General features: G+C 71.3%; 20 protein-coding genes and 1 pseudogene. 11 read left to right on the top strand and 10 right to left on the bottom strand.

Annotation, left to right across the window (positions count from 1 at the left end):
• The first annotated feature begins 194 nt into the window (after window positions 1-194).
• From D7X96_RS15235 to D7X96_RS15215, 5 genes are all read left to right on the top strand, one after another.
• Window positions 195-3,248 carry a helicase-related protein gene (locus tag D7X96_RS15235; protein WP_121770049.1) on the top strand — a complete coding sequence of 1,018 codons (3,054 nt, stop codon included), beginning with the start codon at window positions 195-197 and terminating at the stop codon, window positions 3,246-3,248.
• 101 nt (window positions 3,249-3,349) lie between these two features.
• Entirely contained in the window at window positions 3,350-4,144 is a 795-nt protein-coding gene (locus D7X96_RS15230; protein ID WP_120548115.1) for a TadE/TadG family type IV pilus assembly protein, read from the top strand.
• Window positions 4,123-5,664 carry a pilus assembly protein gene (locus D7X96_RS15225; protein WP_120548116.1) on the top strand — a complete coding sequence of 514 codons (1,542 nt, stop codon included), beginning with the start codon at window positions 4,123-4,125 and terminating at the stop codon, window positions 5,662-5,664. The genes D7X96_RS15230 and D7X96_RS15225 overlap by 22 nt, the downstream gene beginning before the upstream one ends.
• Window positions 5,664-6,644, top strand: a complete 981-nt coding sequence (locus D7X96_RS15220) for a TadE/TadG family type IV pilus assembly protein (protein ID WP_120548117.1) — start codon at window positions 5,664-5,666, stop codon at window positions 6,642-6,644. Before D7X96_RS15225 ends, D7X96_RS15220 begins: the two co-directional genes overlap by 1 nt.
• Window positions 6,641-7,354 (top strand): hypothetical protein, encoded by a 714-nt coding sequence (locus tag D7X96_RS15215; protein ID WP_121770048.1) that lies wholly within the window; start codon window positions 6,641-6,643, stop codon window positions 7,352-7,354. The genes D7X96_RS15220 and D7X96_RS15215 overlap by 4 nt, the downstream gene beginning before the upstream one ends.
• A gap of 7 nt (window positions 7,355-7,361) precedes the next feature.
• On the opposite strand, the gene D7X96_RS15210 is transcribed toward D7X96_RS15215, so the two are convergent.
• Window positions 7,362-7,916, bottom strand: a complete 555-nt coding sequence (locus D7X96_RS15210) for a hypothetical protein (protein WP_171435580.1) — start codon at window positions 7,914-7,916, stop codon at window positions 7,362-7,364.
• Between the two features lie 2 nt (window positions 7,917-7,918).
• Window positions 7,919-8,680, bottom strand: a complete 762-nt coding sequence (locus tag D7X96_RS15205; protein WP_120548119.1) for a hypothetical protein — start codon at window positions 8,678-8,680, stop codon at window positions 7,919-7,921.
• Window positions 8,681-8,786: 106 nt separating this feature from the next.
• Here D7X96_RS15205 and D7X96_RS15200 point away from each other — a divergent pair, with 106 nt between their 5' ends.
• Window positions 8,787-9,512, top strand: coding sequence for a hypothetical protein (locus D7X96_RS15200; RefSeq protein WP_121770047.1), 726 nt, complete (start codon window positions 8,787-8,789; stop codon window positions 9,510-9,512).
• Here D7X96_RS15200 and D7X96_RS15195 read toward each other — a convergent pair.
• The 3 genes from D7X96_RS15195 to D7X96_RS15185 all read right to left on the bottom strand — a co-directional run bounded on the left by D7X96_RS15195 (window position 9,481) and on the right by D7X96_RS15185 (window position 12,782).
• Window positions 9,481-10,416, bottom strand: a complete 936-nt coding sequence (locus D7X96_RS15195) for a hypothetical protein (RefSeq protein WP_147442722.1) — start codon at window positions 10,414-10,416, stop codon at window positions 9,481-9,483. The genes D7X96_RS15200 and D7X96_RS15195 overlap by 32 nt on opposite strands.
• An 82-nt stretch (window positions 10,417-10,498) precedes the next feature.
• Window positions 10,499-10,891 (bottom strand): hypothetical protein, encoded by a 393-nt coding sequence (locus D7X96_RS15190; RefSeq protein WP_120548122.1) that lies wholly within the window; start codon window positions 10,889-10,891, stop codon window positions 10,499-10,501.
• A 127-nt stretch (window positions 10,892-11,018) separates the two neighbouring features.
• Complete coding sequence (locus tag D7X96_RS15185; protein ID WP_120548137.1) at window positions 11,019-12,782, bottom strand: ABC transporter ATP-binding protein; 1,764 nt, start codon at window positions 12,780-12,782, stop codon at window positions 11,019-11,021.
• A gap of 158 nt (window positions 12,783-12,940) precedes the next feature.
• Between D7X96_RS15185 and D7X96_RS15180 the strand changes: the two genes are divergently transcribed.
• The gene (locus D7X96_RS15180; RefSeq protein ID WP_120548123.1) at window positions 12,941-13,381 is read left to right on the top strand and encodes a hypothetical protein; all 441 of its coding nucleotides are present in this window, start codon (window positions 12,941-12,943) and stop codon (window positions 13,379-13,381) included.
• A 125-nt stretch (window positions 13,382-13,506) separates the two neighbouring features.
• On the top strand, window positions 13,507-14,628 hold the full coding sequence (gene dnaJ, locus D7X96_RS15175; protein WP_121770046.1) for a molecular chaperone DnaJ: 1,122 nt from the start codon (window positions 13,507-13,509) through the stop codon (window positions 14,626-14,628).
• 49 nt (window positions 14,629-14,677) lie between these two features.
• On the opposite strand, the gene D7X96_RS15170 is transcribed toward dnaJ, so the two are convergent.
• Both D7X96_RS15170 and D7X96_RS15165 read right to left on the bottom strand, forming a co-directional pair.
• Complete coding sequence (locus D7X96_RS15170; RefSeq protein WP_120548125.1) at window positions 14,678-15,151, bottom strand: SMI1/KNR4 family protein; 474 nt, start codon at window positions 15,149-15,151, stop codon at window positions 14,678-14,680.
• Window positions 15,152-15,161: 10 nt separating this feature from the next.
• Window positions 15,162-15,602 (bottom strand): hypothetical protein, encoded by a 441-nt coding sequence (locus D7X96_RS15165; protein WP_233610082.1) that lies wholly within the window; start codon window positions 15,600-15,602, stop codon window positions 15,162-15,164.
• 429 nt (window positions 15,603-16,031) lie between these two features.
• Here D7X96_RS15165 and D7X96_RS15160 point away from each other — a divergent pair, with 429 nt between their 5' ends.
• Both D7X96_RS15160 and D7X96_RS15155 read left to right on the top strand, forming a co-directional pair.
• On the top strand, window positions 16,032-18,176 hold the full coding sequence (locus tag D7X96_RS15160; protein ID WP_233610083.1) for a penicillin-binding protein activator: 2,145 nt from the start codon (window positions 16,032-16,034) through the stop codon (window positions 18,174-18,176).
• Complete coding sequence (locus D7X96_RS15155; protein WP_121770045.1) at window positions 18,173-19,822, top strand: WD40 repeat domain-containing protein; 1,650 nt, start codon at window positions 18,173-18,175, stop codon at window positions 19,820-19,822. Before D7X96_RS15160 ends, D7X96_RS15155 begins: the two co-directional genes overlap by 4 nt.
• On the opposite strand, the gene D7X96_RS15150 is transcribed toward D7X96_RS15155, so the two are convergent.
• Window positions 19,816-20,508: a ferredoxin reductase domain-containing protein gene (locus tag D7X96_RS15150; RefSeq protein WP_120548129.1), complete on the bottom strand. Its 693-nt coding sequence runs from the start codon at window positions 20,506-20,508 to the stop codon at window positions 19,816-19,818. The genes D7X96_RS15155 and D7X96_RS15150 overlap by 7 nt on opposite strands.
• Before the next feature lie 57 nt (window positions 20,509-20,565).
• Between D7X96_RS15150 and D7X96_RS15145 the strand changes: the two genes are divergently transcribed.
• Window positions 20,566-21,351 (top strand): transglycosylase domain-containing protein, encoded by a 786-nt coding sequence (locus D7X96_RS15145; protein ID WP_120548130.1) that lies wholly within the window; start codon window positions 20,566-20,568, stop codon window positions 21,349-21,351.
• Window positions 21,352-21,361: 10 nt separating this feature from the next.
• Here D7X96_RS15145 and D7X96_RS15140 read toward each other — a convergent pair whose 3' ends face one another.
• Window positions 21,362-21,844 (bottom strand): hypothetical protein, encoded by a 483-nt coding sequence (locus tag D7X96_RS15140; protein WP_121770044.1) that lies wholly within the window; start codon window positions 21,842-21,844, stop codon window positions 21,362-21,364.
• Between the two features lie 10 nt (window positions 21,845-21,854).
• Window positions 21,855-22,525: pseudogene (locus D7X96_RS15135) on the bottom strand (serine/threonine protein kinase); the annotation flags it as partial.

The raw sequence follows: 22,525 nt of genomic DNA, 5'->3' as shown, positions 1-22,525 counted from the left end.
CCCCCAGGGATGGGAAGTTTCTGGCGGGCAGGACGCGGCGAGGCTGTCGGATGGTGGACGGTGAGGGGCGCGCCGCGGGAACTCGGGCCTGGAATCAAGGGGTTGGAAGGAGTGGGAGCGCCTGTGAAATGGCCTTCCGGGCGCCGGGACGTTATGGAGCGCCCCCTCCTCGTCACCCAGGTGTTGCACGGCATATGGCGTCTCTCGTCGAAGGTCTGAAGGTCCGCTACCTCCCGCAGCCCGAGTGGGGTGTGGGGCATCTGCTGTCGCTGCAGGAGCAGGGGGCCAAGGCCCTCATCGCCTTCCCGTCCCGCGAGGATGCACCCGTGCTGGTGTCCACGCGCGGCGGCGCGCTGGTGCCGTACCAGCTGCCCAAGGGCGAGCCCATCCAGACGCCGAAGGGACGCAAGGCCACCATCCTGGGCGAGGAGCCGGGCGCGCGCGGCCTGCGCCGCTATGTGGTGCGCTTCGAGGACACGGGCGAGGAGGACGAGCTGCCGGAGTCGGAGGTGCGCGCGCTGGCGCCGCGCTCCGACCTGTTGTCCACGCTGCGCGACGGGCGGGTGGGGGACGCGAAGGCGTTCATGCTGCGCAAGCAGGCGCTGGTGCTGGACGACGAGCGCCGGGGCGACGCGCTGGGCGCGCTGCTGGCCAGCCGGGTGATGGTGAAGCCGCACCAGGTGGGCGTGGTGCAGCGCGTGCTGTCCGCGCGCCGTCCGCGCTTCGTGCTGGCGGACGAAGTGGGCCTGGGCAAGACGATTGAAGCGGGCATGGTGTTCAGCGCGCTGCGCCTGGTGGGTCTGGCGCGCCGGTGCATCGTCGTGGCGCCCAGCCACCTCACGGTGCAGTGGCTGGTGGAGCTGTTCCACAAGTTCAACCAGCTCTTCACGCTGATGGACTCGGACCGCTACGAGCAGTCGCTGAAGGAAGCGCCGGACGTCTCCCCGTGGGCGCGCTTCCCGCTGGTGGTGACGAGCCTGGAGCTGCTCAGCCGCACCCGCGAGCACCGCGAAGAGGTGGCCGCCGAGGACGCGTTCTGGGACCTGGTCATCATCGACGAGGCGCACCACCTCAAGGGCGAGAAGGCCTTCGCCGCCGCGAAGGGGCTGGCCGCGAACTCGTGGGGCCTCTTGCTGCTCACCGCCACGCCCATGCAGTTGGATCCGGCGGAGTACCACGGCCTGCTCACGCTCATTGACGCAGGCACCGCGCCGTCCGTGAAGGGCTTCGAGGCGCGGCTCCAGCGTCAGGAGGAGCTGTCCGCCGCGGTGCGCGCGTTGCTGGAGGGCAAGGACGCGAAGGCCGCCGTGGCCGCGCTGGCGAAGCGCTTCCCGGAGGACGCGCGGCTGCAGACGCTGAAGGAGAAGGAGGCGCTGCTCGCTCACCTGGCCGAGACGTACAGCCTGTCCGACCGGCTGGTGCGCAACCGGCGCGCGGTGGTGGGCGGCTTCTCCACGCGCAGGCTCCACCGGCACCCGGTGCAGCTGTCACCGGAGGAGCTGAAGGCGCGCGACACGGCCCTGGCCACGCTGGCGAAGGGCACGCTTCGCGGCGCGCCGCTGGCCAACGTGCTGCGCCGCCTGGAGTCGAGCCCCGCGGCGTTCACGGGCGCGGTGAAGTCCAACCCGGCGCTGAAGGGCGCGGACCTCAAGCTGACCGGCCGGGACGCGAAGCTCATCGCGTTCGTGGGCGTGCTGCGCGGCATCTGGAAGGCGGAGCCGCGCGCGAAGGTGCTGGTGTTCACGGAGAGCCGCGACACGCTGGAATCGCTCCAGTCGGAGCTGTCTCGCGAGGGCGTGGAGGCGCTGGGCTACCACGGCGACCTGCCGCTCGTGGAACGCGACCGGCAGGTGGCGCGCTTCCGCGACCCGGAAGGGCCCCAGGTGCTCCTGTGCACGGAGGTGGGCGGCGAGGGCCGCAACTTCCAGTTCGCGCACCACCTGGTCCACTACGATTTGCCGTGGAGCCCGTCCACGGTGGAGCAGCGCATCGGCCGCCTGGACCGCATCGGCCAGACGCACCCGGTGGAGATCCACGTCTTCGACCCCGCGGGCACGCTCGCGGCGGACGTGCTGATGCTGCTGGCGGATGCAGTGGGCGTCTTCGGTGAGACGGTGGGCGGCCTGGATGCCGTATTGGAGGAGGTGGAGGACCGCATCGCGGACCTGGCCCTGCTGCCCCGCGAGGCGCGCGTGGAGTACGCCGCCGAACTGAAGGCCCGCGTGGAGGCGGCGCGCGAGCAGGTGAAGCGCGCGTACGACCCGCTGCTGGATGTCCGCAGCTTCGACAAGCCCGCCGTGGCCCGGCTGGTGGCGCGCGCGCAGGAGCGCATGGGCGAGGAGGCGCCGGAGCCCGGCGACGACTCCGAGGAAGAAGCTCCGCCCCTGGAGGACGGGCTGTGGAGCGTGGCGCGCGACCTGGACGAGCGCCTGGAGGAGACCGTCACGGAGCTGGCGCGGCGCGTGGGCATTGGCGTGGACACCGACGAGCAGGTGGAGGCCTTCCAGGTGGCCTTCCAGTTCGGCCACGCGCTCAACGTGGAGGGTCTGCCCGGCATCGACGTGATGCAGGACCGCACCGTGCTGGGCACCTTCTGGCGCGACACCGCGGTGGAGGCGGAGGAGCTGGAGTACTTCGCCACCGGCCACCCGCTGGTGGAGGCGCTGTTCGGCTTCCTCAAGGACGGCCCCTACGGCCGCAGCGGCTTCCGCCACATCGAGAAGCGCTCCGTGAAGAAGCCCGCGCGCGGCCTGGAGCTGCTCTTCCACGTCCAGCTGCCGGAGCCCGCGGACACGTCGCCCGGCGCCCGCGTGCCCAGCCGCCAGCTGGCGCGCTTCCTGCCTCGCACCCTGCTGCCCGTGGCCGTGGTGGACGGCCCCCAGGGCCCCATGGCGGACGCTTCCGTACTGGCCGCATTGGAATCCGAGGGCAAGGCCCTGAAGGGGGACGAGGTCCACCAGGCCTTCCCCGGCTTCGGCGTCTTCGTGGACGCCGCGCTGCCGGTGGCCCAGGACGCCGCCGAGGCGGAGCTCGCCCGCGCCGCGAAGAAGGCCCGGGCCGGCATCGAGGCCGAGCGCGACGCGGCCGCCGCCCGCCTGCGCCTCTCCCTGTCCCACCAGGGGCTCCCCCCGGAGGAGGTGGAGGCCCAGGTTGACGCGGAGCGCCATCACTATGAGCGCCTGCTCCAGGCGCTCACGGGCGCGAAGGTGGCGCTGGACGCGGCCTGCGGGTTCACCCTCAACCGCTGAGCCAAACCATCCTGATAGTATGGAATCGGTCTTGGCGGGTCTCCGTCCATTTGACCGATTCCCCAATCATCGAGAATCTAGGAGGAAGGCAGCCTCCCCCTATGGCCTTCCCCCACCCCCAGCGTCGGAAGCGCGAGTCCGGTCAGGCCGCCGTGGAAGCGGCGTTGTGCATGCCGCTCGTGGTGTTCATGGTGCTGGGCACGCTGCAGCTCTTCATGCTGTTGCAGGGCCGCATCCTGGCGCAGGTGGCGGTGTACCGCGCGGTGCGCGCGGGCAGCCTCAACCACGGCAGCTGCGAGGCGATGACGCACGCGGCGCTGGTGACGATGCTGCCCACCGTGGAGCACACGCGCACGCCCGCGCAGCTGGCCGACGCCTTCGAGAAGCGCAGGCGCAACTACCTGCGCGTGCGAGGCACGCAGGGGGCGCTCTTCACCGAAGGGCCCATGGTGGAGATCGTCCGTGAGTCCCCGGGCGTCGGCTGGGTGCGCGGCCACGGCGAGGAGGACCTGCTCTTCGACGTGCCCACGGACGACCCGGCGCTGATGCGCCAGCGCACGCTCGAGATCCGCATGGTGGCCTGGTACTACATGCGCATCCCATTCGCGGACTGGGTGATGAGCCGCATGTTCCTGGCCCAGTTCCACCTGAAGAACTACACGGACGCGAACCCCCTCAACCCGGCGCAGAAGAAGTCGGACTGGTGGGCGGACACCGACGTGGAGCTGGGGCCGGATGACTGGCCCGGCGGCGACCTGGGGGACCGGATGGTGCGCTGGAACGCGCAGGGCCACTACCTGTTCCCCATCCAGGTCCACGCGGCCATGAAGATGATGACCCCGGTGAAGGCGGCGAACTTCCAGGGAGGTGCCGGATGCAGCCTGCACGGCTTCTGAAGTCCCGCGCGCGCGGCCAGGCGCTGGTGCTGTTCTCGCTCACGCTGCTGCTGCTGACGTTGATGGTGCTGGGGACGCTGGGCTTTGGCATGCGCGCCAAGGAGCGCGTCGAAATCCAGATGGCCGCGGACGCGGCGGCGTACAGCCAGGCGGTGTCCACGGCGCGCACGTTCAACGCCATCGCGGTGCTCAACCGCGCCCAGATTGCCCACATGGTGGCCATGGCGGGCACGCAGTCGATGATCAGCTACGGCAGCCAGCACTACGCCGCACGGAAGCTGTCCCCGTGCGCCATCGCGGACCCGGTCTGGTCCGGCCTGGACCAGGCGGCGGCCGAGCAGGTGAAGGAGTTGCAGGGGCGCGCCGGTGACATGTTCCGCTCGGAGCTGGCCATGTACAGCGTGCTGGTGGGCACGCACCTGGCGGGCCAGGGGCTGTCGAAGCACATCGCCGAGTCGGTCAACCGTGAGCTGGAGGCCCCGCCCGCGGGCGACGGCAAGTCGCTGGCGGAGGTGTCCGGCGGCGCGTCCTCCGGCATGTCCTTCGAAACGTTTGAGGAGCTGCAGCGCGCGGGGGGCGTGCCGGACACCTCTGGCGCGGTGGCGCTGGCCGGGGGGCAGAGCACCGCCAACCTGAACGCCACCATGGGCAGCATGGGCTGGACGTGGGTGCACAACCGGGGGACCGGCAGCGCGGGCTTCGGCTCGGGCGCCGCCGCGCACAACCCCGGCTTCAAGCACTACGGCAGCGCCTCCGCGATGGACTCCTCCACCTACCAGACCATCTCCGGCCGCAACTCGTGGGCGCACGACCACGGGCGAGCGGTGATGGTCACCTGCCCGGACGGCACCGTCGTTCCCGGTGGCGCTACCGACGCGTGGGTGATGTCCGACGAGAAGCAGTCCGACGAGGACCAGCACGTCTACGGCGCAGGCCAGCCGCCCCCGGGACAAGGCTCGGAGAACAGCAAGCCGGTGGACGAGCGCCACACGCTGGGCGCATGCAACGTGTGCCCCGGCATCTGGCCGAACGCGGTGGGCTTCAACGCGAGCCTCTTGAACGGTCCCCGCCCGGACGAGAACGACTTCGGCCAGCCCAAGCTGTACGCCATGCTCCGCCGCGACTACGCCAGCGCGGACCGGCGGGCGAGGCCCGACCCGTGGAACCTGCTGTTCACCTTCAAGTTCGCGAACCAGGAGACGGAGTTCGACAACGCCGCGCCGCTCGGGCGCATCCAGCCCACCGGCCTGGAGGACGTGCAGCGCAACCAGGTGGCGCTGTCCGCGGGCCTGGCCTACTACCACCGGCCCCGTCCGGCGGCGGCGGGCGGGGGATGGGAAGAACCCCCCAACTTCCTCAACCCCTTCTGGCGCGCCACGCTGGTGAGCACGGAGGGGGCCCGTGACGACAAGCCCGCACGCAGCCTGCAGCAGGCGGGCTTCACCGAGCACGCGGAGGCGCTGCGCAAGCTGGACTCCGCGGGCTACCGCGGTGGCAGCAAGACGGGCGGGAGGTACTGATGCGCACGCGCGCTTCCAGGTCGCGCCGCGGGCAGGCGCTCGTCGAGACGGCGCTGGGGTCACTGGTGTTCGTGACCGTGCTGATGTTCGGCATCTACTTCGCGGAGGTGGGCGCGCTGAGCCTCAAGGTGCAGGAGGCCGCCAACTTCGCGCTGTGGGAGGCCACCGGGCACGTGATGCACAACCCGCAGAACGGCGTCTTCCAGCGCCGCAACGCGGAGGCGCTGGCGTCCGCGGAGGCCGCCGGGCGCTACGAGGACTTCGACGGGCGCGCGGGCCGCACCAGCGGGGCCATGACGTTCCAGCTGGCCCTGGCGCGGGCCACCCGCATCCAGGTGGACTGCGAGCCGACGCGGCCCGCGGGCAGCGACGTTGGCATCCTGGGCATCCGGCCGCAGGACGCGGACCTGGGCTCCACGGCCCTGCGGCAGGCCATGGACGTGCAGTCGGACGGCATCTCGTGCACCGCCTCCACCCGGCTGCGGGCGGAGCGCCTGGGCAGGTTCATGGAGCCGGAGTTCTTCAAGGTGTCGCACCGGCGCGCCACGGATCCGTTCACGGTGTGCGCGGCGGGACGCGCGTCCGGCGGCCGCTGCAACCGGCGCTTCTTCATGCTGCTGGATGACTGGGGTCTGTCCACCCTGGCGGGGGGCCAGGAGTGCCCGCTCCAGATCGACAGCGGCGGCGCCTGCGGGAACCTGGACTACTACAACTGGGCCCAGAGCGTGTACCAGAAGAACGGCGGCGCCGGGAACGCGGGCAGCGCGCTGATGGCGGGCGTGGGCGCGGAGGGCGGCGTGAACGAGGACCAGTTCTTCATGAGCTTCCGTGGCCAGGAGAGCCGCTACGAGCAGAACATCGGTGGCTCGCACGCGGGCAATCAGTCTGTCTGGGAGACGACGCCCTTCGTGGCGCCCAACATCAGCCACAAGTACAACGTCCACCGCGAGGGCAAGTGGCTGGGAGGCGTGCCGCATTGAAGCGGGCAGGGCGCGCGGCGGGCGCGGTGCTCGCGCTGGTGCTGGGCCTGCCCGTCGGTGCCCTCGCGGCCCCTGACGCGGGCGTGCCGGACGCGGGTGTTCCGGATGCGCCGCGCTTCGCGTGGCCCAGGCTCCAGGTCATCGCGCACGTGGAGTCCAGCGACATCGTGGAGGCGGGTGGCATCCCGGTGGCGCTGCGCGCGGTGCACGTGAAGGAGAACCTCCGCGACCTGGTGCAGCGCTTCGCGGACGCGTACCGCGACGGTGGCCTCTACGTGCCGCCCGGCAAGGAGCAGCCTCAGTACGCGAACAACGCGGCCATGCTCACCGCGTTGGATCCGAAGCGCCGCATCACCTACACCGTGGTGATGATGCCGCAGGCGGATGGCACCACCATGCTGTACCTGGGCGAGGCCAACCACGCGCTGGCGCGTCCGCCGGAATCAGCGGCCGGGGACTTCGCGCCGCTGCCGCCGAAGGCCCACGGCGTGCTGCGCGTGAACACGGAAGGGTCGCGCACGCTCACCTTCGAGGTGCCGCTCACGGGTCCGCAGGTGGACGCCTTCTACGACGACGCCCTGGCGAAGGCCGGGTGGAAGAAGGGCGACGAGCCCGGGCTGTACTCGCGGCCCGGAGCGGAGCTGCGGCTCACGCACCAGCCCGGCAAGGACGGCCAGCGCGGCGTGGTGATCATCCACCAGCAGCGCTGACTTTGAGTCAGGCGCGCAGCTTCTCGCGCAGCGCCTTGGCGCGGCCCTGCATGTCGGGGTCCAGGCCGGTGAGCTCGATGGACTTCAGCCGCTGGTCCAGGCTCTTGGGCAGCTTCTTCTGCAGCGTGCCCGCCTCCTGGAGCGCCTCCAGCTTCGCCAGCGCCTTGTCCACGATGCGCTCGCGCGGGTGGTCCAGCAGGCTGTCGAGGAAGTACGCGTCCTCCGGCATGTCCGGATACTTCTCCAGGTAGTCCACCACGCCCTTCACCCAGTCCGCGCGCGTCTCCGACTCCTGCACCTTGCGCAGCGCGTCCTTCTGGGCCTTGCGCTTGCCCTCGGGGTCGAACGTCTTCGCCAGCCCCTCCGGCAGCTCGCCGCCGGTGAAGAGCGCGTCCGCGGCCGTCTTGTATTTCTGGTAGCTGGCGCTGCGCTCCAGCTTCTGCTGCGCCGGGTCGTCCTGGCGCGAGTGGTACTTGCTCTTGCCGCGCTGCGCGTCCAGCTCGCGGTAGGACTTGTTGCGCTTGCCGGTGAAGCCACCACCGTCGTTGTCGTCTCGGGCCATCGTCATCTCCCCTTGCGCGCGCGCCACAGCGCCGCCAGTCCCCGCCGGACGAGGGTGCGCACCTGCGCCAGCTCCTCGGGGGCGAGGGGGTGCTCCTCGTCCTGCTCCGCCTCGAACAAGCTCTCCGTCACGTATTCCTGGAGGGCGTCCGGCGCGGGCGGCGCATCCGGCTCCCTGTCCAGGGCCCTGACATCCACGGCCCCGAGCCCCGGCGGCCAGCCCAGCTCCAGCATGGCGTGCAGCTCGAAGAGCAGGTGGCGGGCGACTCCGTAACCTTCATCCGTGAGGCCAGCGGCGTCAAGCGCACCCAGCAGGCCATCCTGGCGGTTCTCGAAGGCGTGCATCAGCCGCGTGCGCGCCTTGTCGTCGTCCTCCAGATAACGCCAGGCGGCCTCCACGAATTCGCCCGTGGGCTCGTCCGGATGGAAGGGCGTGGGCGGCAGCACGCGCTCCTTCTTCGGGCGCGGCGGGCGGGGGCCGTCCTCCGGCCTCACCGCCTTTCCCTCCAGCACCAGGTCCCAGAGGCCCAGGAGGTTCTGGTACAGGCGGCGCGCCAGGTCCGGGTCCCGGAAGCGGGGCTCGCCCTCGAAGAGGGTGGGAATCACCTGGCTGGCATCGGCGCCTTCCGCGCGCGCCTCGCGCATGCGCTCGAGCACGTCGGCGGTGTCGCAGGGACTGCCGGCCAGCTCCAGCAGTCCGTCGAGCGTCTGTGCACCCTCGAACTGGCGGACGAAGTCGGGGGCTCGGTTCTTGGAGCGGCTCATCGTGGGATGGACGGTAGGCACAAGGCGGGCATCCGCGCACGGGGCAAACATGCTCAAGCGCGCGTGGCTTCCGTTTCGGACGCGGCGCCCCTACTGTGCGGCAGTCATGGCCGTGGAAACTTCGTCCGACCCCTTGAAGTCCGCGATGCAGGAGCTCTACCGCGCGCGCGCGGTGGAAGGCCCGCTGGGGGAGAACGGCCTGCGCACCGTCTGGCACCTGTCTCCCCAGGGCGCGGAGCTGATGTCGCTGGTGGACGAGGACGGCCGGGTGCGCCGTCAGGAGCTCACGCTCCTGGATGAACACTGCATCTGGGCCAGCGGCCAGGGCGTGCGCACCGGCCGGGTGGAGGCAGGCGAGGCGCGGCCCGTGTCCACGGAGGTGCGCGCGGACCCGGAGCTGGTGCCGCAGCGGCTGGTGCGCGCCGCGCAGGCGCTCGCCACCTACGAGGGCCAGGACCGGTACATCCTGCACATGCAGCGCGTGCTGGCGCTGGCGCGCGAGGGGCTGGAGATGTCCAGCGTCACGTCGCCCGACCGTCTGGAGGCGCCACCGGGCCGCATTCCCGGCTCGCGCGAAACCGTCCCCACGCGGACCGTCACCTTCACGCCGGTGGCGCCGCCGCCGCGCGAGGCCGTCACTCCCGCCGCCGCGCCGGAGCCCCAGCCCGAGCCCGAACCGGAGCCCGTGGTGCTGCGCTACGGTCAGCCGCTGCCCAACGAGGTCCTGCCTCCGGTGGTGCGCAAGTCGGAGGGCCTGGTGATGGTGGCCGTCTTCGCCTTCGCCGTCGTGGTGGGGCTCGTCATGCTGTACCTGCTGTCGCGAGGAGGCTGAGCCGCACGGGCGAGCGCCCGCCCATCAGGTGCGTCACGTCCGCTTCGGTGGGGATGGGGCCGGACGTCCTGCGGCCTCCGGTGGTGACGCGCTCCGGGCCCAGCGTGGTGTGCAGCGGGTGCGCGTCCAGCAACAGCAGGACGGCGACCGCGGCGGTGAGCACCAGGCCGCCCACCCACTCCAGCGCGCGCGTGCGCCGGGCCTCCGCCGCGCGGTACGTCATCAGCCAGGCGCAGCCCAGCACCAGCAGGCAGGAGAAGCAGCTCCAGCGCACCACGCGCAGCTGGGCCACCCGCGCCATGCCCTCCGCCATCAGGTCCGGGCGCAGCTCGCCGGGCGCACGCGACAGCCGCGACAGGAGCGTGAAGAGCTGGTGCGCCTCCAGCGTGCCCACCACCGCCATGCCCGCCAGCGCCGCCGACACCAGGCTGCCCAGCAGCAGGCTCCGCCGCGCGCTGTACCCCGCGCCCGGGCTGTTGAAGCGCGCCATGGCCAGCGCCACCGACAGCGAGCCCAGCAGCACCGCGCTGATCCATGCGCCCAGCAGCCGGGGGGCCATCGCCTTGCCCAGCCCCGCCGTCAGCGCGATGCCCGCGTCGGACGCGGACACCCCGGGCAGCGCCGCCTGCATCCGCTCCAGCAGCACCTCCGTGCCCAACAGGCCCAGCGTCCAGGGCACCGTCGCCATGCCCACCATCACCGCCAGCGGCACCGCCGCGCGGCCCTGAAGCGTGGAGCCCGCCGCGATGGTCAGCAGCGGCACCTCCACCACCAGCGCCAGCCCCAGCAGCAGGGAGAACGGCCCCGCCGAGGCCACCACGCTCAACAGGCCAGAGGGAGTGCCGAGCAGCACCGGGAGCGTGCTCCCCAGCACGCACACCGTGGCGGGGACCGCGAACGCCACGGCGAACAACCCGGGCGCGACGTGAGGTCTGACTGGAACAAGCATTTCCAGTGAGGATAGGGCTCCGGTGATTCCTTGTAATTCAGACGGGGGGACGGCCCACGAGCCAGTACACGACAGAGCAGACGGCGCCGGCCACGGGCGCCAGCACGATGCCCCAGAGCAGTGTCTGGCCGCAGTCCGCGCCCTCGCAGCCGATGCGCCCGTACGCGAGCACGCCGCCCGTGAGCATGGGCAGGTGCATGCCCGCGATGAACAGGCCCAAGCCGCGCAGCACCAGCCCCCGGTACCAGGGCCGCGTCCACAGCCGGAAGACGAGCGGCACGAGCACCAGCGTGCCGGTGAAGGCGGCGGCCAGCGCGACGTGACGGGCGGCCACCGCGACGCACGCGCCCGCGGCCATCAGCAGGGCGGGCACCAGCAGGAGCGCGTTGAGCGACAGCGGCTCTCGTTCGCGGGGCGGCGTCGGAGGCATGGGCCAGGGCGGAAGGGTCGCAGGGCGTGCCCGGTCGCGCAAGGCCAGGAATGGAGTGGAGCAGTGGGGCACGGGCGGAAGGAACACGCACTTCGCCAGCGGACGCCATGGCCCCGCGGGGCGGCGTTCAGGCGGCGACGGCGCCTTCGCCCAACAGGCGCGCGTAGCGGCCCCGCAGCGCGAGCAGCTGTTCGTGCGTGCCGGCCTCCACCACCTGTCCGCCCTCCACCACGGCGATGAGGTCCGCGTCGCGCACGGTGCTCAGCCGGTGCGCGATGACCAGCACCGTGCGGCCCTTCATCAGCGCCTGGAGCCCCGCGCCCACCGCCGCCTCGCTGGTGGCGTCCAGGGCGCTCGTGGGCTCATCCAACAGCAGCAGCGACGGGCGGCGCAGGAACGCGCGCGCCAGGGCCAGGCGCTGGCGTTGCCCGCCGGACAGGCGGCTGCCCCGCTCGCCCACGGGCTCATCCAGGCCGCCGGGCAGCGCGCGCACGAAGTCCTCCGCGTGCGCCAGCCGCAGCGCCTCCCACAGCGCGTCGTCCGGCGCGTCCGGCTGGCCCAGGCGCAGGTTGTGGCGCACGGTGCCGGAGAAGAGCACCGGCTCCTGCGGCACCCACGCCAGCTGCGCGCGCACGCTGGAGGCCTTGAGGGAGGACAGCGGCACGCCGTCCCACTTCACCTCGCCGCCGGAGGGCGGCAGGAAGCCCAGCAGCACGGAGAACAGCGTCGTCTTGCCCGCGCCGGACGGGCCCACCAGCGCCACGCGCGCGCCGGCGGGAATCGTCAGGTCCACGCCCTTGAGCGCCTCGCGTCCGTCCGAATAGGTGGCGCGCACGCCGGACAGCTCCAGGGCGCGCGACAGGGGAGGGGCCTCTTGCCCCTCGTCCGGCGGCACCGGCGCGTCCGCGAGCGAGAACAGCCGCTCCGCCGCCGCCAGCCCCGTCAGCACCTGCGACAGCGTGCCGCTCAGCGACTTCACCGGCTGGTAGAGCAGCAGCGCCGCCGCCATGAAGGACAAGAGCCGCCCGGCGAGCGTCGGGTCCATGGACACCGCGCGAGCCCCCCACGCCACCGCCACCGCCACGCCGACGATGCCCAACAGCTCCACCGTGGGGCTGAAGGCGCCGCGGATGAAGAGCGAGCGGCGCATCTCCGACAGGTAGGCCTCCGCCTCCGCGTCGAACGACTCCAGCGCGCGGGGCACCGTGCCGTAGGCCTGGACCACGGGGAGGTTCTGCAGCTGCTCGGCGGTGATGGCGCTGAGCGCACCCAGATTGGCCTGCGAGCGGGTGGCCACCTTCTTGAGCGAGCGCGCGAAGCGGCTCACCGGCACCACCGTCACGGGCACGACGACGAACGTGAAGAGAAAGAGTTTCGCGTCGATGAGGAAGCAGGTCGCCAGCAGTGCGACAATCTGCAGCCCATCCCTTACGTACGATGACAACGCCTGGGTGACCGAAAACTCCACCAGGGGTACGTCCGAGGTGAACCGGGAGACGATTTCCCCCGAGTGGCGCTGCTCGAAGAAAGCCGGCGGCTGGGCGAGCAGGCGCCCGTAGAGAAAGCCTCTCAGGTCGGCCATCACCCGCTGGCCCAAGCGCTGCATCAGGCCGCCCTGCAGGAACTGGGCGGTGGCCTTCACCAGGGCCACCGCCACCACCAGCAGGGGCAGCCGGGACAGCAGGACCTCCGGCGCCAGGGTCATCCCCGCGACGGTGACGGGGGCGCCGGTGAGGACGGCGCGCAGCAGGGGGCCGACGATCCAGGCGTAGGCGGAGGTGGCGGCAGCGGCGGTGAGCGAGGCCAGCGTGCCCGCGAGGAGCAACCGGCGGTAAGGGCTGAGGTAGCCCAGGAGCCGGCGATAGACGTGCGCGGAGGGACGGGGGGCCACGGAGGGGGGGCACTCTGTCACCGAGGCGACGGTGCCGTCCAAGCCAAAGGGGTGTGGGAAGCGCGCGTGCATGGCCGCCCGCCCCACGGCCGGTCAGGGAGCGCTCGCGCCCGCCTGCGTTGCCGCATCCCACACGTGCGGACAGCTTGAGATGCGCCATGGAAACCAACTCCGAGAAAGAAGTCCTGTTCAATCCCGGCTGCGAGTCGGTCGTCGATGATGAAGAGCGCCGCCGTCTGCTCTGGCTGATGGCCGAGTACTTCCGCACCATCGGTTACTCGGACATCAAGGCCCGGCTCCCTGGCTTCATGCCGCCGCCCGTGCTCTCCGGCACCATTGAAGACCACCGGCCGGACTTCACCTGCCGCCAGTCCGACTCCGCCCGCACGCCCATCATCCTGGAGATCGTCACCCCGGGCATGGTGGATGATCCGACCGCGGAGAACCGCTGGAGCCTGCTGGCGAGCGCCGCGAAGCTCTACAACGCCGAGCTGCACTTCGTGGTCCCCAAGTGGTCCACCAGTGGCCCCGTGGACCCGGCCCTCAAGCGCCGGCTTGCCCGCATGGAGCTGACGGTCAACCGCGTCTGGACCGTGTAACGCTGAACCCCTGCTTCACACGGGGTTGGACCGGGCCTGGATTGCTGGCGTGTTTCGCTGCGTTATAGTGACTCCGATTCTCTACGCAGCTTGAAAACGCCAGCAATTTCCAGGGGTTCGATTCAATGGCAGGGGCCGCAGGGCAGAAGCGCGACTACTACGAGGTCCTGGGCGTCCAGAAGAACGTTACGGCGCAGGACCTGAAGAGCGCGTTCCGGAAGGTCGCGTTGCAGTACCACCCGGACCGCAACCCCGGGAACCACGAGGCCGAGGAGAAGTTCAAGGAGGCCTCGGAGGCCTATGAGGTCCTGAGCGATCCCGACCGGCGCACGAAGTACGACCGCTTCGGACACGCGGGCAACCCCTTCGGGGACGCGGGCGGCGGCTTCCAGGGCGTCAACATCAACGACATCTTCGGGGAGATCTTCGGCGACATCTTCGGGGGTGGCGGCGGGCGTGGCCGGCAGCGCAACAGCCGGGGCGCGGACCTGCGCTACAACCTGGAGATCAGCTTCGAGGAGGCGGCGTTCGGCTGCCGCCCGAAGGTGACCATTCCCCGTCCGAAGAAGTGCGAGACCTGCTCCGGCTCCGGCAGCAAGAGCGGCGCGGCGCCCCGGCAGTGCGCGGCGTGCGGCGGCAGCGGAGAGCTGCGCTACTCGCAGGGCTTCTTCGCGGTGTCCCGGCCGTGCGGTGACTGCGGCGGTTCGGGCGCCACCATCCCGGATCCGTGCGTCAAGTGCCGGGGCTCCGGGAAGACGCCGTCGGAGGAGGTCATCGAGGTCGCCATCCCGGGCGGCGTGGACAACGGCACGCGCGTGCGGCTGGGCGGCATGGGCGAGCCGGGAGACCGGGGCGCGCCCGCGGGCGACCTGTACGTGACGGTCATCGTGCGCGAGCACCCGCTGTTCCAGCGCGAGGAGTACGAGGTCTTCTGCGAGGTGCCGGTGTCCTTCACGCAGGCGGCGCTGGGCGCGAAGATCGACGTGCCCACGCTGGACGGCAAGGTGAAGATGACCATTCCGCAGGGGACCCAGTCCGGCAAGGTGTTCCGCCTGCGCGGCAAGGGCATCCCGCACCTGCACAGCCAGCAGCGCGGGGATCAGCACGTGCGGGTCATCATCGAAACGCCCACGGAGCTGTCCTCCAAGCAGCGTGAGCTCTTGGAGCGCTTCGCGGAGGTGTCCGGCGAGGAGACCCATCCCCAGTCGAAGTCCTTCTTCGACAAGGTGAAGGAGCTCTTCGGCTGATTCGCCTGCGACGTTTCCCTTCTCCCGTGGAGGGGAAGGGAAACGTTGTTCATGGCGACGAGGGCTGGCTTGTCAGCCAGAACCAGTCGCCATTGCTTCGAAGCGCTCCTCCCATGAAGTTCGAGAAGGTGCTGGCGATCTCCGGGCAATATTCGGGATCGGGAAACATCTCGCGATAGCCATCGCGAAGGGGATATCGGCCAGCTCGCGCGGAACCGACATCCAGGATGATGCAGTTGCCGTCCTTGACCGCGCAGATGGACCACCAGTCAGCGGGTCCTCTGTCGTCGGTGTCCTTCCCGCGGATCGCGACGCGCGCGCGGACGATTTGTGCGAGCGGATGGAAGCGGAACGGGGGATCGATCCGGTCGAAGAGATCTGCCCCATCGCAGTGCAGATAGAACGCACGCAGGTCCGGATCCAACTTCCAACCTGCCCGCTGCTCGAAGGCTTCGATCTGCTCGGCTGTGGCGGGCGGATTCGGAAAGTGCCGCTGGGAAATCTCCAGCAGCATCGCGCTCATCGGATCCGGTTCATTCGCCATAGGGATAGTCGACTCCCACGCTGTTCCATGGCGGTGTTCCGGCATAGCACTGGCCATAGGAGTCCGTGACGTACTGATGAAGGTCTTGGGGCAGCGGAATCACATTGTCCCAGTCGACAGGGTTGCCGCCGTGACCCAGGTCGAAGACGTGGTGCCCTTGCCAGGGTGTGCCGCCCGCGTCGCTCGGCCAGGCCCCCATGCGCTTCGCCCACTCGCGACGGAACGTGTCGCGGATGTTGTTCCAGCGACTGCGGCTCGCTCGCGTCGCGGCTGGCGCAACGGGTGGGTAGTTGCAGCAGCAGTGCGTCACGCCGTACCGGCTGCCCGCGTGGACGACAGGCCCTTCGAAGTCCATCTTGATGTCCGCCAGCCAGATGCAGCCCATGAGCGTGTTGCCCGTCGCCGCGCACTTGCTCTCGCAGGAGCGCATGAACGCGGGTCTGCATTGCCATGGGCCATAGTGGATGACCGTGCGGAAATGACCTCCTCCGGGGACGGCGACCTGGGGCCCCACCCATTTTCGGCCAGGGCCTGCCAATGCGGGAGTCACCGAGCCGCAAGCCGTGGAGGCAAGCGCCAGGGCCACAATGGCGGAGATGCTCCATCACGGGGAGCGGGAAGGGTGGGTTTCCACGGTCACGATGTTAGAGCGTCCGCCGCCTGCGCCGCGATGTGTCCATGGTCGCCGGCCAGGCGTGCGTTCCCACCCACGCGGGGTGCGGTCCCGTGGCCACGGGGCAGGGGCTCCCCTCGGTGACGCACGCGGGCACGCGCGGTGCACTGAAGCGGACGTTCCAGGGGAATCTTCCCCCCGCTCAAGTGTCGACGGAGCCTCACCCGCGCTGCTATGCACCTCGCCATGGAAGTCCTCTCCGCATCGCGCCGCGCGCTCGTCGCCGCGCTGGCCCTGACGTTGACCGCCTGCCCCAAGTCGCCCTCCCGCACCGACAGCCGGGACGGCACCTCCGGGGACGACACCACCCAGAACAACCGCCCGCGCGTGGAGGTGAAGCAGGACGCCACCGCGAACGCCGCGCTCGCGCAGGCCCGCACCCAGGCGCAGGGCAACCCGGACAAGAAGCAGGCCGCGGAGGCCTACCTGTCCGTGCGCAAGGCGTACCCCGCCACCACCGCCGGCCAGGACGCGCTCTACAACGCGGGCGTCCTCTACTTTGAAGCGAAGGACTACGCGAACGCGCGCAAGACCTTCAACGAGCTGCTCTTCGAAAACCCCCTCTACGCCCAGGCCGAGGACGCCAAGCACAAGCTGGCCGTCTCCGCCATGGAGGTGGGCGCCTACCGCGACGCGTACCAGACGCTCATCAGCCTGGCGGAGCGCGCGGAAGGGGCGGAGAAGGAACAGCTGCTGAAGGAGGCCGCGCGCGCGGCCGAAGGCGCGGGCCTGTACTCGCAGGCGCTGTCGTCCGCCGTGAAAGAGGCGGGTGACGCCCAGACTTCCGAGGAGAAGTCCGCCGCCGTGACGAAGGTGGAGCAGCTGGTGGAGGGCCGCGCCAGCTTCCTCGACATCGCGCGCGTGCAGGAGGGGCTGTCCCCGTCCAACCCCGCGTGGCCGGTGCTCCAGTTCAAGCTGGCGCGCATCTACTACCACCTGCGTGACTGGACCCGCCTGGAGGAGACGCTCCAGACGTACCTGCGCGAGGCGCCCAACAGCACCTTCGCGCCGCAGGCGAAGGAGCTGCTCGCGCGCGCCACCCGCCGCGTGGAGGTGCGCCCGCGCACGGTGGCGGTGCTGCTGCCCATGACGGGCCGCTACCAGCCCATTGGTGAAGCGGTGCTGCGCGGCGTGAAGCTGGCCCTGCAGGGCAGCGACATCGAGCTGGTGGTGAAGGACACGCAGGGCGACGTCAACAAGACGGGCACCGCGATGGAGCAGCTGGCGTTCGACGACGGCGCCATCGCGGCCCTGGGGCCCCTCTTGGTGGACGACACCAAGCGCGCGGCGCTGCTGGCGGAGGAGCTGCAGGTGCCGCTTTTGACGCTGAGCCGTCAGGAGGGCATCACGGACATTGGTCCGTACGTCTTCCGCAACATGCTGACGAACTCCGCGCAGGCGCGCGCCATCGCGGACTACGCGATGAACGTGAAGGGCTACAAGCGCTTCGCGGTGCTCTACCCGAACATCCCGTACGGCGTGGAGCTGGCGAACGAGTTCTGGGACGACGTGGTGTCGCGCGGCGGCGCGGTGCGTGGCGCGGAGTCGTATTCGTACGACCAGACGACGTTCACCGGCGAGGCCAAGCGCCTGGTGGGCCGCTACTACCTGGAGGACCGCGGCGACTACGCGGAGGCCGTGCGCGACGTGCAGGGCGAAGGCATCACGGACGCCTACCGCCGCCGCAAGGCGATGGAGAAGGCGAAGAGCGGCGTGGAGCCCATCATCGACTTCGAGGGCCTCTTCATCCCGGACGACTGGCGCCGGGTGAGCCTGGTGACGCCCGCGCTGGCGGTGGAGGACATCGTCACCAACGCGTGCGACCCGCGCGACCTGGAGCGCATCCGCAAGACGACGGGCAAGAAGGACCTGAAGACCGTCACGCTCTTCGGCACCAACCAGTGGTCCAGCCCCAAGGGCCGCTCGGGCCTGCCGGAGCTGCTGGAGCGCGGCGGCAAGTTCGTCACCTGCTCGGTGTACGTGGACGGCTTCTTCGTGGACTCGCAGCGGCCGGCGACGCAGAAGTTCGTGAAGAGCTACCGCGACGCGTACCGTGAGACGGGCCGCGACCCGGGCCTGCTGGAGGCCATCGGCTACGACTCGGCGCGCATGGTGCGGCAGGTGCTGGACAAGCAGCGCCCCAACACGCGCGCGGCCATGCGTGAGGCGCTGGCGGGGCTGAAGGACTTCGACGGCGCCACCGGCAAGACCTCGTTCAACGACAAGCGTGAAGCGGACAAGCAGCTGTTCCTCCTGTCCGTGGACAACAAGGGCGTGAACGAGATCAACGTGGAGAAGGAGAAGGCCGCCGTCCGCGGCTCGGGTTCATGAGCCTGCGCGTCGGGGGCTTCGTCCTCGTGGGCGCGCTCGCGCTCACGGGCTGCGCGCACACGGCCGCGGGCCTGTCGCCGGACACGGCGGGCCGGTTGGCGTCCACGCCCGGAGGCTTCCTCTCCGGCGCGGTGGAGGGCTTCGACGGCGAGCCCACCGTGCTCAACCGCAAGGACTTCATCTGGGCGCTGGACTTCGCGCCCACGGGCCGCCGGGTGGCGTACACGCGCCTGGGGGACAAGGCGTACCACGTCTCCATCTGGGACCTGGCGGACGCCTCGGCATCTGGCGCAGGCGCGCCGGTGATGCGCGCGGATCCATCCGTCAACGCGCAGCAGTACGACCTGGAGGGCGTGGCCTTGTCTCCGGACGGCGCGCGCGTGGCCACGGTGAGCCGCAGCGGCGCGGTGCAGCTCTTCGACGCGGCGACGGGTGCGCAGGTGGCGGTGCTGGCCACGGAGGAGCCGCTGGTGTCGGTGGCCTTCCATCCGGATGGCCAGTGGCTGGCGGTGGGCAGCGCGGCGGGGCTGGTGTCCCTCTTGTCCGTGCCCCAGCTGGGGTTCGGCGCGGAGGCGCGGCTGCACTCGGGGCCGGTGAGCGCGCTGGCGTTCGCGGCGGACGGGACGCTGTACTCGGGCGGCTGGGACGGGCACGTGCGCGCGTCGGACACGCCGGAGCAGTCGCTGAAGCCGGACGTGGCGCGCACGCACTTCGAGCGGCGCGGCGGGTTCGCGGCGGTGCAGGGCCGCGTGGACAGCGGGCCGCCGGTGGTGCTGGCGCTGGACTCGCGCACGCCGGCGGTGGTGCTCACCACGGCGGCGGCCACGGCGTCTGGCATCGACGTGGCGTTCCTGAAGGACACCGTCACCGTGCCGGGCGCGCTGGGCAACAGCGTGGCGCGGCTGGCGCGCGGACGCACGCTGCGCTTCAAGGCGATGACGCTGCCGGGCGTGGACGTGGCGGTGTGTGACGCGTGCGTGCCGCAGGGCAGCCAGGGGGTGCTGGGGGCGCCCTTCAGCGAGCGCGTGGACACGGCCTTCGACGAGACGACGGCGGAGGCGGTGCTCACGCTCAAGGCCGGTGTGCCGGAAGGGACGCCCACGCTGACGGCGCGGGCGCTCACGCCGCGCCTGGACTTCACCTTCCCGGCGCACGTCAACGACGTCACCGTGGACGCGCGCGGCAAGCGCCTGGGCGTGGCCTTCAGTCAGGAGAAGGCGGAGCGCAACCGCACTGTGTACGAGCGCGAGCGCAAGGGCCTGCAGGAGCCCCAGGGCCCGTGGAACGCGGGCGCGCTGGTGGACGCGGCCTCCGGTCAGGTCCTGCGCAAGTGGGAGCTGCACCACGGCGTGGTGTCCACCGCGGCCATCGCGCCGGATGGGCGCTCGCTGGTGTCGGGAGGCTGGGACCGGCGCGTGTACCTCTTCACCGAGGGCGCGGCGGAACCCAAGGGCGAGCTGGAGTTCGGCTGGTCCGTGCGGCGCGTGCGCTTTGGCCCGGACGGGCGTCAGGTGGGCGTGGCGGCGTGGACGCCGCAGAAGGCCACCGGCAGCCAGGAGAGTGACCCGGCCGCGGTGCTGGTGGGCGTGCGCTACGCGTCGTCCCCCACGGTGGAGACTCGCGCGGCTCCGGTGCCAGCTCAGTAGTTGAGGAACACGGCGCTGCGCGGGACACCGCGCTGGCCCAGCTGGGCCATCACGTCCTGCACCATGTCGTGGGGGCCGCACAGGAACGCGATGGCGTGCTCCAGCCGCTCCTCGCCCAGGTGGGCCTGCACGTAGCCGGTGAGGCCCTGCCAGCCGCTGGCGCCGGGGCGGCTCACGGTGCACAGCACCCTCACCCCGTCCTGCTGCCACTGCTTCAGCTCGCCCTGGTACGCGAAGCTGTCCGGCGTGCGCGCGCCGAAGTACAGCGTCACCTGGCCGTACGCGCCGCGCTCCTGCCGCACAGCGGCGATGACGGGGCGGATGGCGGAGATGCCGGAGCCGCTGGCGAACAGCAGCAGGTCCCGGCCGCGCGCCTTCTCCATGGGGAAGCCGCGCCCCACCGGCCGCGTCACCTCCACACGCGCGCCCACGGGCAGGTGCAGCAGCGCGGACGGCAGCGAGCCCTCGTCCTTGAGGAGGAACTCCCACGTCGTCCCGCTGGGAGCGGGCGGCGAGGCGATGGCGAACATGCCCGCCTCCCCACCCGGCAGGCGCAGCTGGACGTACTGTCCCGGGTGGACGTGCGAGCCCACGAGCGGCGTCCCGCCGATGTCGAGCACCCAGTCGGTGAGGCCATTCGCCGAGGGTGTGCGGGCGGTGACGGTGGCGGTGTGCCAGTCGCTCATGGGTGACTTTCTAACCCGTCCTCCTGACGCGTGCCTGCCCCTGCTAGAGTCGGCCCCGTGAAGACCGTGTTCTGGCTGTTCATGTTCCTCGTCGGCCTGGCCGGCGTCGTGATTCCGCTCACCTACCTGTACACGGCCAGCAAGCTGCCGCGGCTGGAGAGCGAATTCGACGTCGAAAGCCAGCTGCGCCATCGCATCGAAGGCGACCGGATGAGCGTGCTGGCCAGCCGGATGGACCAGGGCGGCCGGGAGCGCGCGGCGGTGACCTTCACGCGGCCGGACTTCTCGCGGATGCCCAAGGACCTGGTGGCGCTCTACATCCGGCAGATGGAGTGCCCCACCTACTTCCAGACGCCTCGCGAGGACGGCCGCGCGTGGGCGTGGCGCCTGTTCGCGGGCGTGACGCTGGGCGCCTCGCCGCCGGGGGATGGCTCCTGCGAGCGGTGGCTGGCGATGCGCATCGCGCGGGAGATGGGCATTGAGGGGGACCTGCCGCTGTCCGTGGCCGCGCACCGGCTGCATGCCTTCTTCCAGAAGGACCAGCTGGTCGCCTACGACCTGTCCACCATCCGCTTCGAGCGCGGCGTCATCGGCGTGGAGGACGCGGCCCGCAAGCTCTTCGGCCGGGAGCTGGGCGAGCTCCAGCTGTCGGAGCTGGCGGAGCTGCAGCTGGCGCTGCCGCCGTACGGGTTCTACAGCGACATCAAGGCGTGCAAGAACGCGAGCCTCATCCGGCAGAACCGCGACATGCTGTTGCAGGACCTGGCGGGCTACGCGCTGGTGAGCGAGGAGCGCGCGCGCAACGCCATTGCCCAGCCGGTGGCGTGCCTGTCGGTGAAGTAGCGGGCCGTTTTCAGCGCCGCACCTCCGCGGGCACCTGCGACAGCCAGCCCACCTCCAGCGCGCCCCACAGGCCCAGCAGGATGGCCTCCGCGGCGTCGTGGCGCAGCGAGGTGGGGCGGGGCGCCAGCGACCAGTCGATGACCCGCCGCGCGAGCCCGTCCGCGGCGTCCTTCGCCTGTGAGCCGCTGCGCTGCTCGCGCGCGTAGAGCAGCCGGTGGCGCCAGTCCTCGGCGGCCACGCGCAGCACCGGCAGGGCGCGGCGCAGGGCCTCGCGCTCCCAGACGTCCGCGATGGGGCCGCCGCCCTCCAGCACCAGCCACGTGAGCGGGGCTGCGTCCTGGAGCACGGCGGGCACCGCGCGCTTGAGCCGCGCGTGCGTGCCGAAGTTCCGCGAGCGGTACCACTGCAGCCGCCCGTCCGCGCCGAAGCGCGCCAGGCCGCAGCGCAGGCCCAGGTCCACCGCGAGCAGCGCAGGGCCTGGGGGCGCGGTCATGGCACGAAGGCTACTTGAGGTAGCGCTGCTTCCAGCCGCGAAGGTCCTCGAGGATCTCCGCGCGGCCCGCCGAGTCGTCCGCGTTCTCCAGGCGCTTGATCTGCTTGTCCAGGTAGTTGAGGGCGGCCTGCTGGGTGAGCCCCTTGTGGACCTTGTTGTCGGCGTACAGGGGGCTGCTCTCCACCTGCTTCACGGTGGCGATGATCTGATCCCTCACGGCGGCTTCGCTGGAGGACGGCCTGGGCGTGGGCGGCGGGCCTTCACGGACGGGCTTCGCGACGGCGGCCCTGGCGACGACCGGCTCCTGCTTCACCGGCGGAGGCGGTTCGGCGACGGGCGCGGGCGCCGGCTCCTGCACGGGCGCGGCGACGACCTCCGGCGCGGGCGTGGGCGTGGGTTCGACCTTCGGCGCGGGAGGCGGCGTCGGCGCGGCGGCGACGACGGGCGGAGGCGTCTGGGGGTTGCCGCGCGTGGCGACGACCACGCCCACGGCGGCGAGCAGCACGGCCGCGCCCACGGCGACGGGCACCAGGCGGCGCAGGGAGGAGGTCTCCTCCTGGGGCACCATCAGGTCGTCCTGCGGGACGGGCGGCGGCACCTGGGTGGTGGGGCGGCGCGCGTCCGCGTCGCTGACGACGGCGGCGGGCGCGGCGGCCTTGGGCGGCGCGGGGTCGACGGGGG

It is taken from the genome of Corallococcus interemptor (assembly GCF_003668875.1).
GTDB classification, from domain to species: Bacteria; Myxococcota; Myxococcia; order Myxococcales; family Myxococcaceae; genus Corallococcus; species Corallococcus interemptor.
This window is presented reverse-complemented; position numbering and strand designations above follow the sequence as displayed.

What these genes read in the sequence shown, in the direction of transcription:
- dnaJ (WP_121770046.1), top strand. Translation starts at nt 13,507, where the DNA reads ATGGCAGGGGCCGCAGGGCAGAAGCGCGACTACTACGAGGTCCTGGGC.
- D7X96_RS15140 (WP_121770044.1), bottom strand. Translation starts at nt 21,844, where the DNA reads ATGACCGCGCCCCCAGGCCCTGCGCTGCTCGCGGTGGACCTGGGCCTG.
- D7X96_RS15235 (WP_121770049.1), top strand. Translation starts at nt 195, where the DNA reads ATGGCGTCTCTCGTCGAAGGTCTGAAGGTCCGCTACCTCCCGCAGCCC.
- D7X96_RS15155 (WP_121770045.1), top strand. Translation starts at nt 18,173, where the DNA reads ATGAGCCTGCGCGTCGGGGGCTTCGTCCTCGTGGGCGCGCTCGCGCTC.
- D7X96_RS15205 (WP_120548119.1), bottom strand. Translation starts at nt 8,680, where the DNA reads ATGAGCCGCTCCAAGAACCGAGCCCCCGACTTCGTCCGCCAGTTCGAG.
- D7X96_RS15200 (WP_121770047.1), top strand. Translation starts at nt 8,787, where the DNA reads ATGGCCGTGGAAACTTCGTCCGACCCCTTGAAGTCCGCGATGCAGGAG.
- D7X96_RS15180 (WP_120548123.1), top strand. Translation starts at nt 12,941, where the DNA reads ATGGAAACCAACTCCGAGAAAGAAGTCCTGTTCAATCCCGGCTGCGAG.
- D7X96_RS15220 (WP_120548117.1), top strand. Translation starts at nt 5,664, where the DNA reads ATGCGCACGCGCGCTTCCAGGTCGCGCCGCGGGCAGGCGCTCGTCGAG.
- D7X96_RS15225 (WP_120548116.1), top strand. Translation starts at nt 4,123, where the DNA reads ATGCAGCCTGCACGGCTTCTGAAGTCCCGCGCGCGCGGCCAGGCGCTG.
- D7X96_RS15210 (WP_171435580.1), bottom strand. Translation starts at nt 7,916, where the DNA reads ATGGCCCGAGACGACAACGACGGTGGTGGCTTCACCGGCAAGCGCAAC.
- D7X96_RS15160 (WP_233610083.1), top strand. Translation starts at nt 16,032, where the DNA reads ATGGAAGTCCTCTCCGCATCGCGCCGCGCGCTCGTCGCCGCGCTGGCC.
- D7X96_RS15150 (WP_120548129.1), bottom strand. Translation starts at nt 20,508, where the DNA reads ATGAGCGACTGGCACACCGCCACCGTCACCGCCCGCACACCCTCGGCG.
- D7X96_RS15165 (WP_233610082.1), bottom strand. Translation starts at nt 15,602, where the DNA reads ATGCGCTCCTGCGAGAGCAAGTGCGCGGCGACGGGCAACACGCTCATG.
- D7X96_RS15170 (WP_120548125.1), bottom strand. Translation starts at nt 15,151, where the DNA reads ATGAGCGCGATGCTGCTGGAGATTTCCCAGCGGCACTTTCCGAATCCG.
- D7X96_RS15230 (WP_120548115.1), top strand. Translation starts at nt 3,350, where the DNA reads ATGGCCTTCCCCCACCCCCAGCGTCGGAAGCGCGAGTCCGGTCAGGCC.
- D7X96_RS15190 (WP_120548122.1), bottom strand. Translation starts at nt 10,891, where the DNA reads ATGCCTCCGACGCCGCCCCGCGAACGAGAGCCGCTGTCGCTCAACGCG.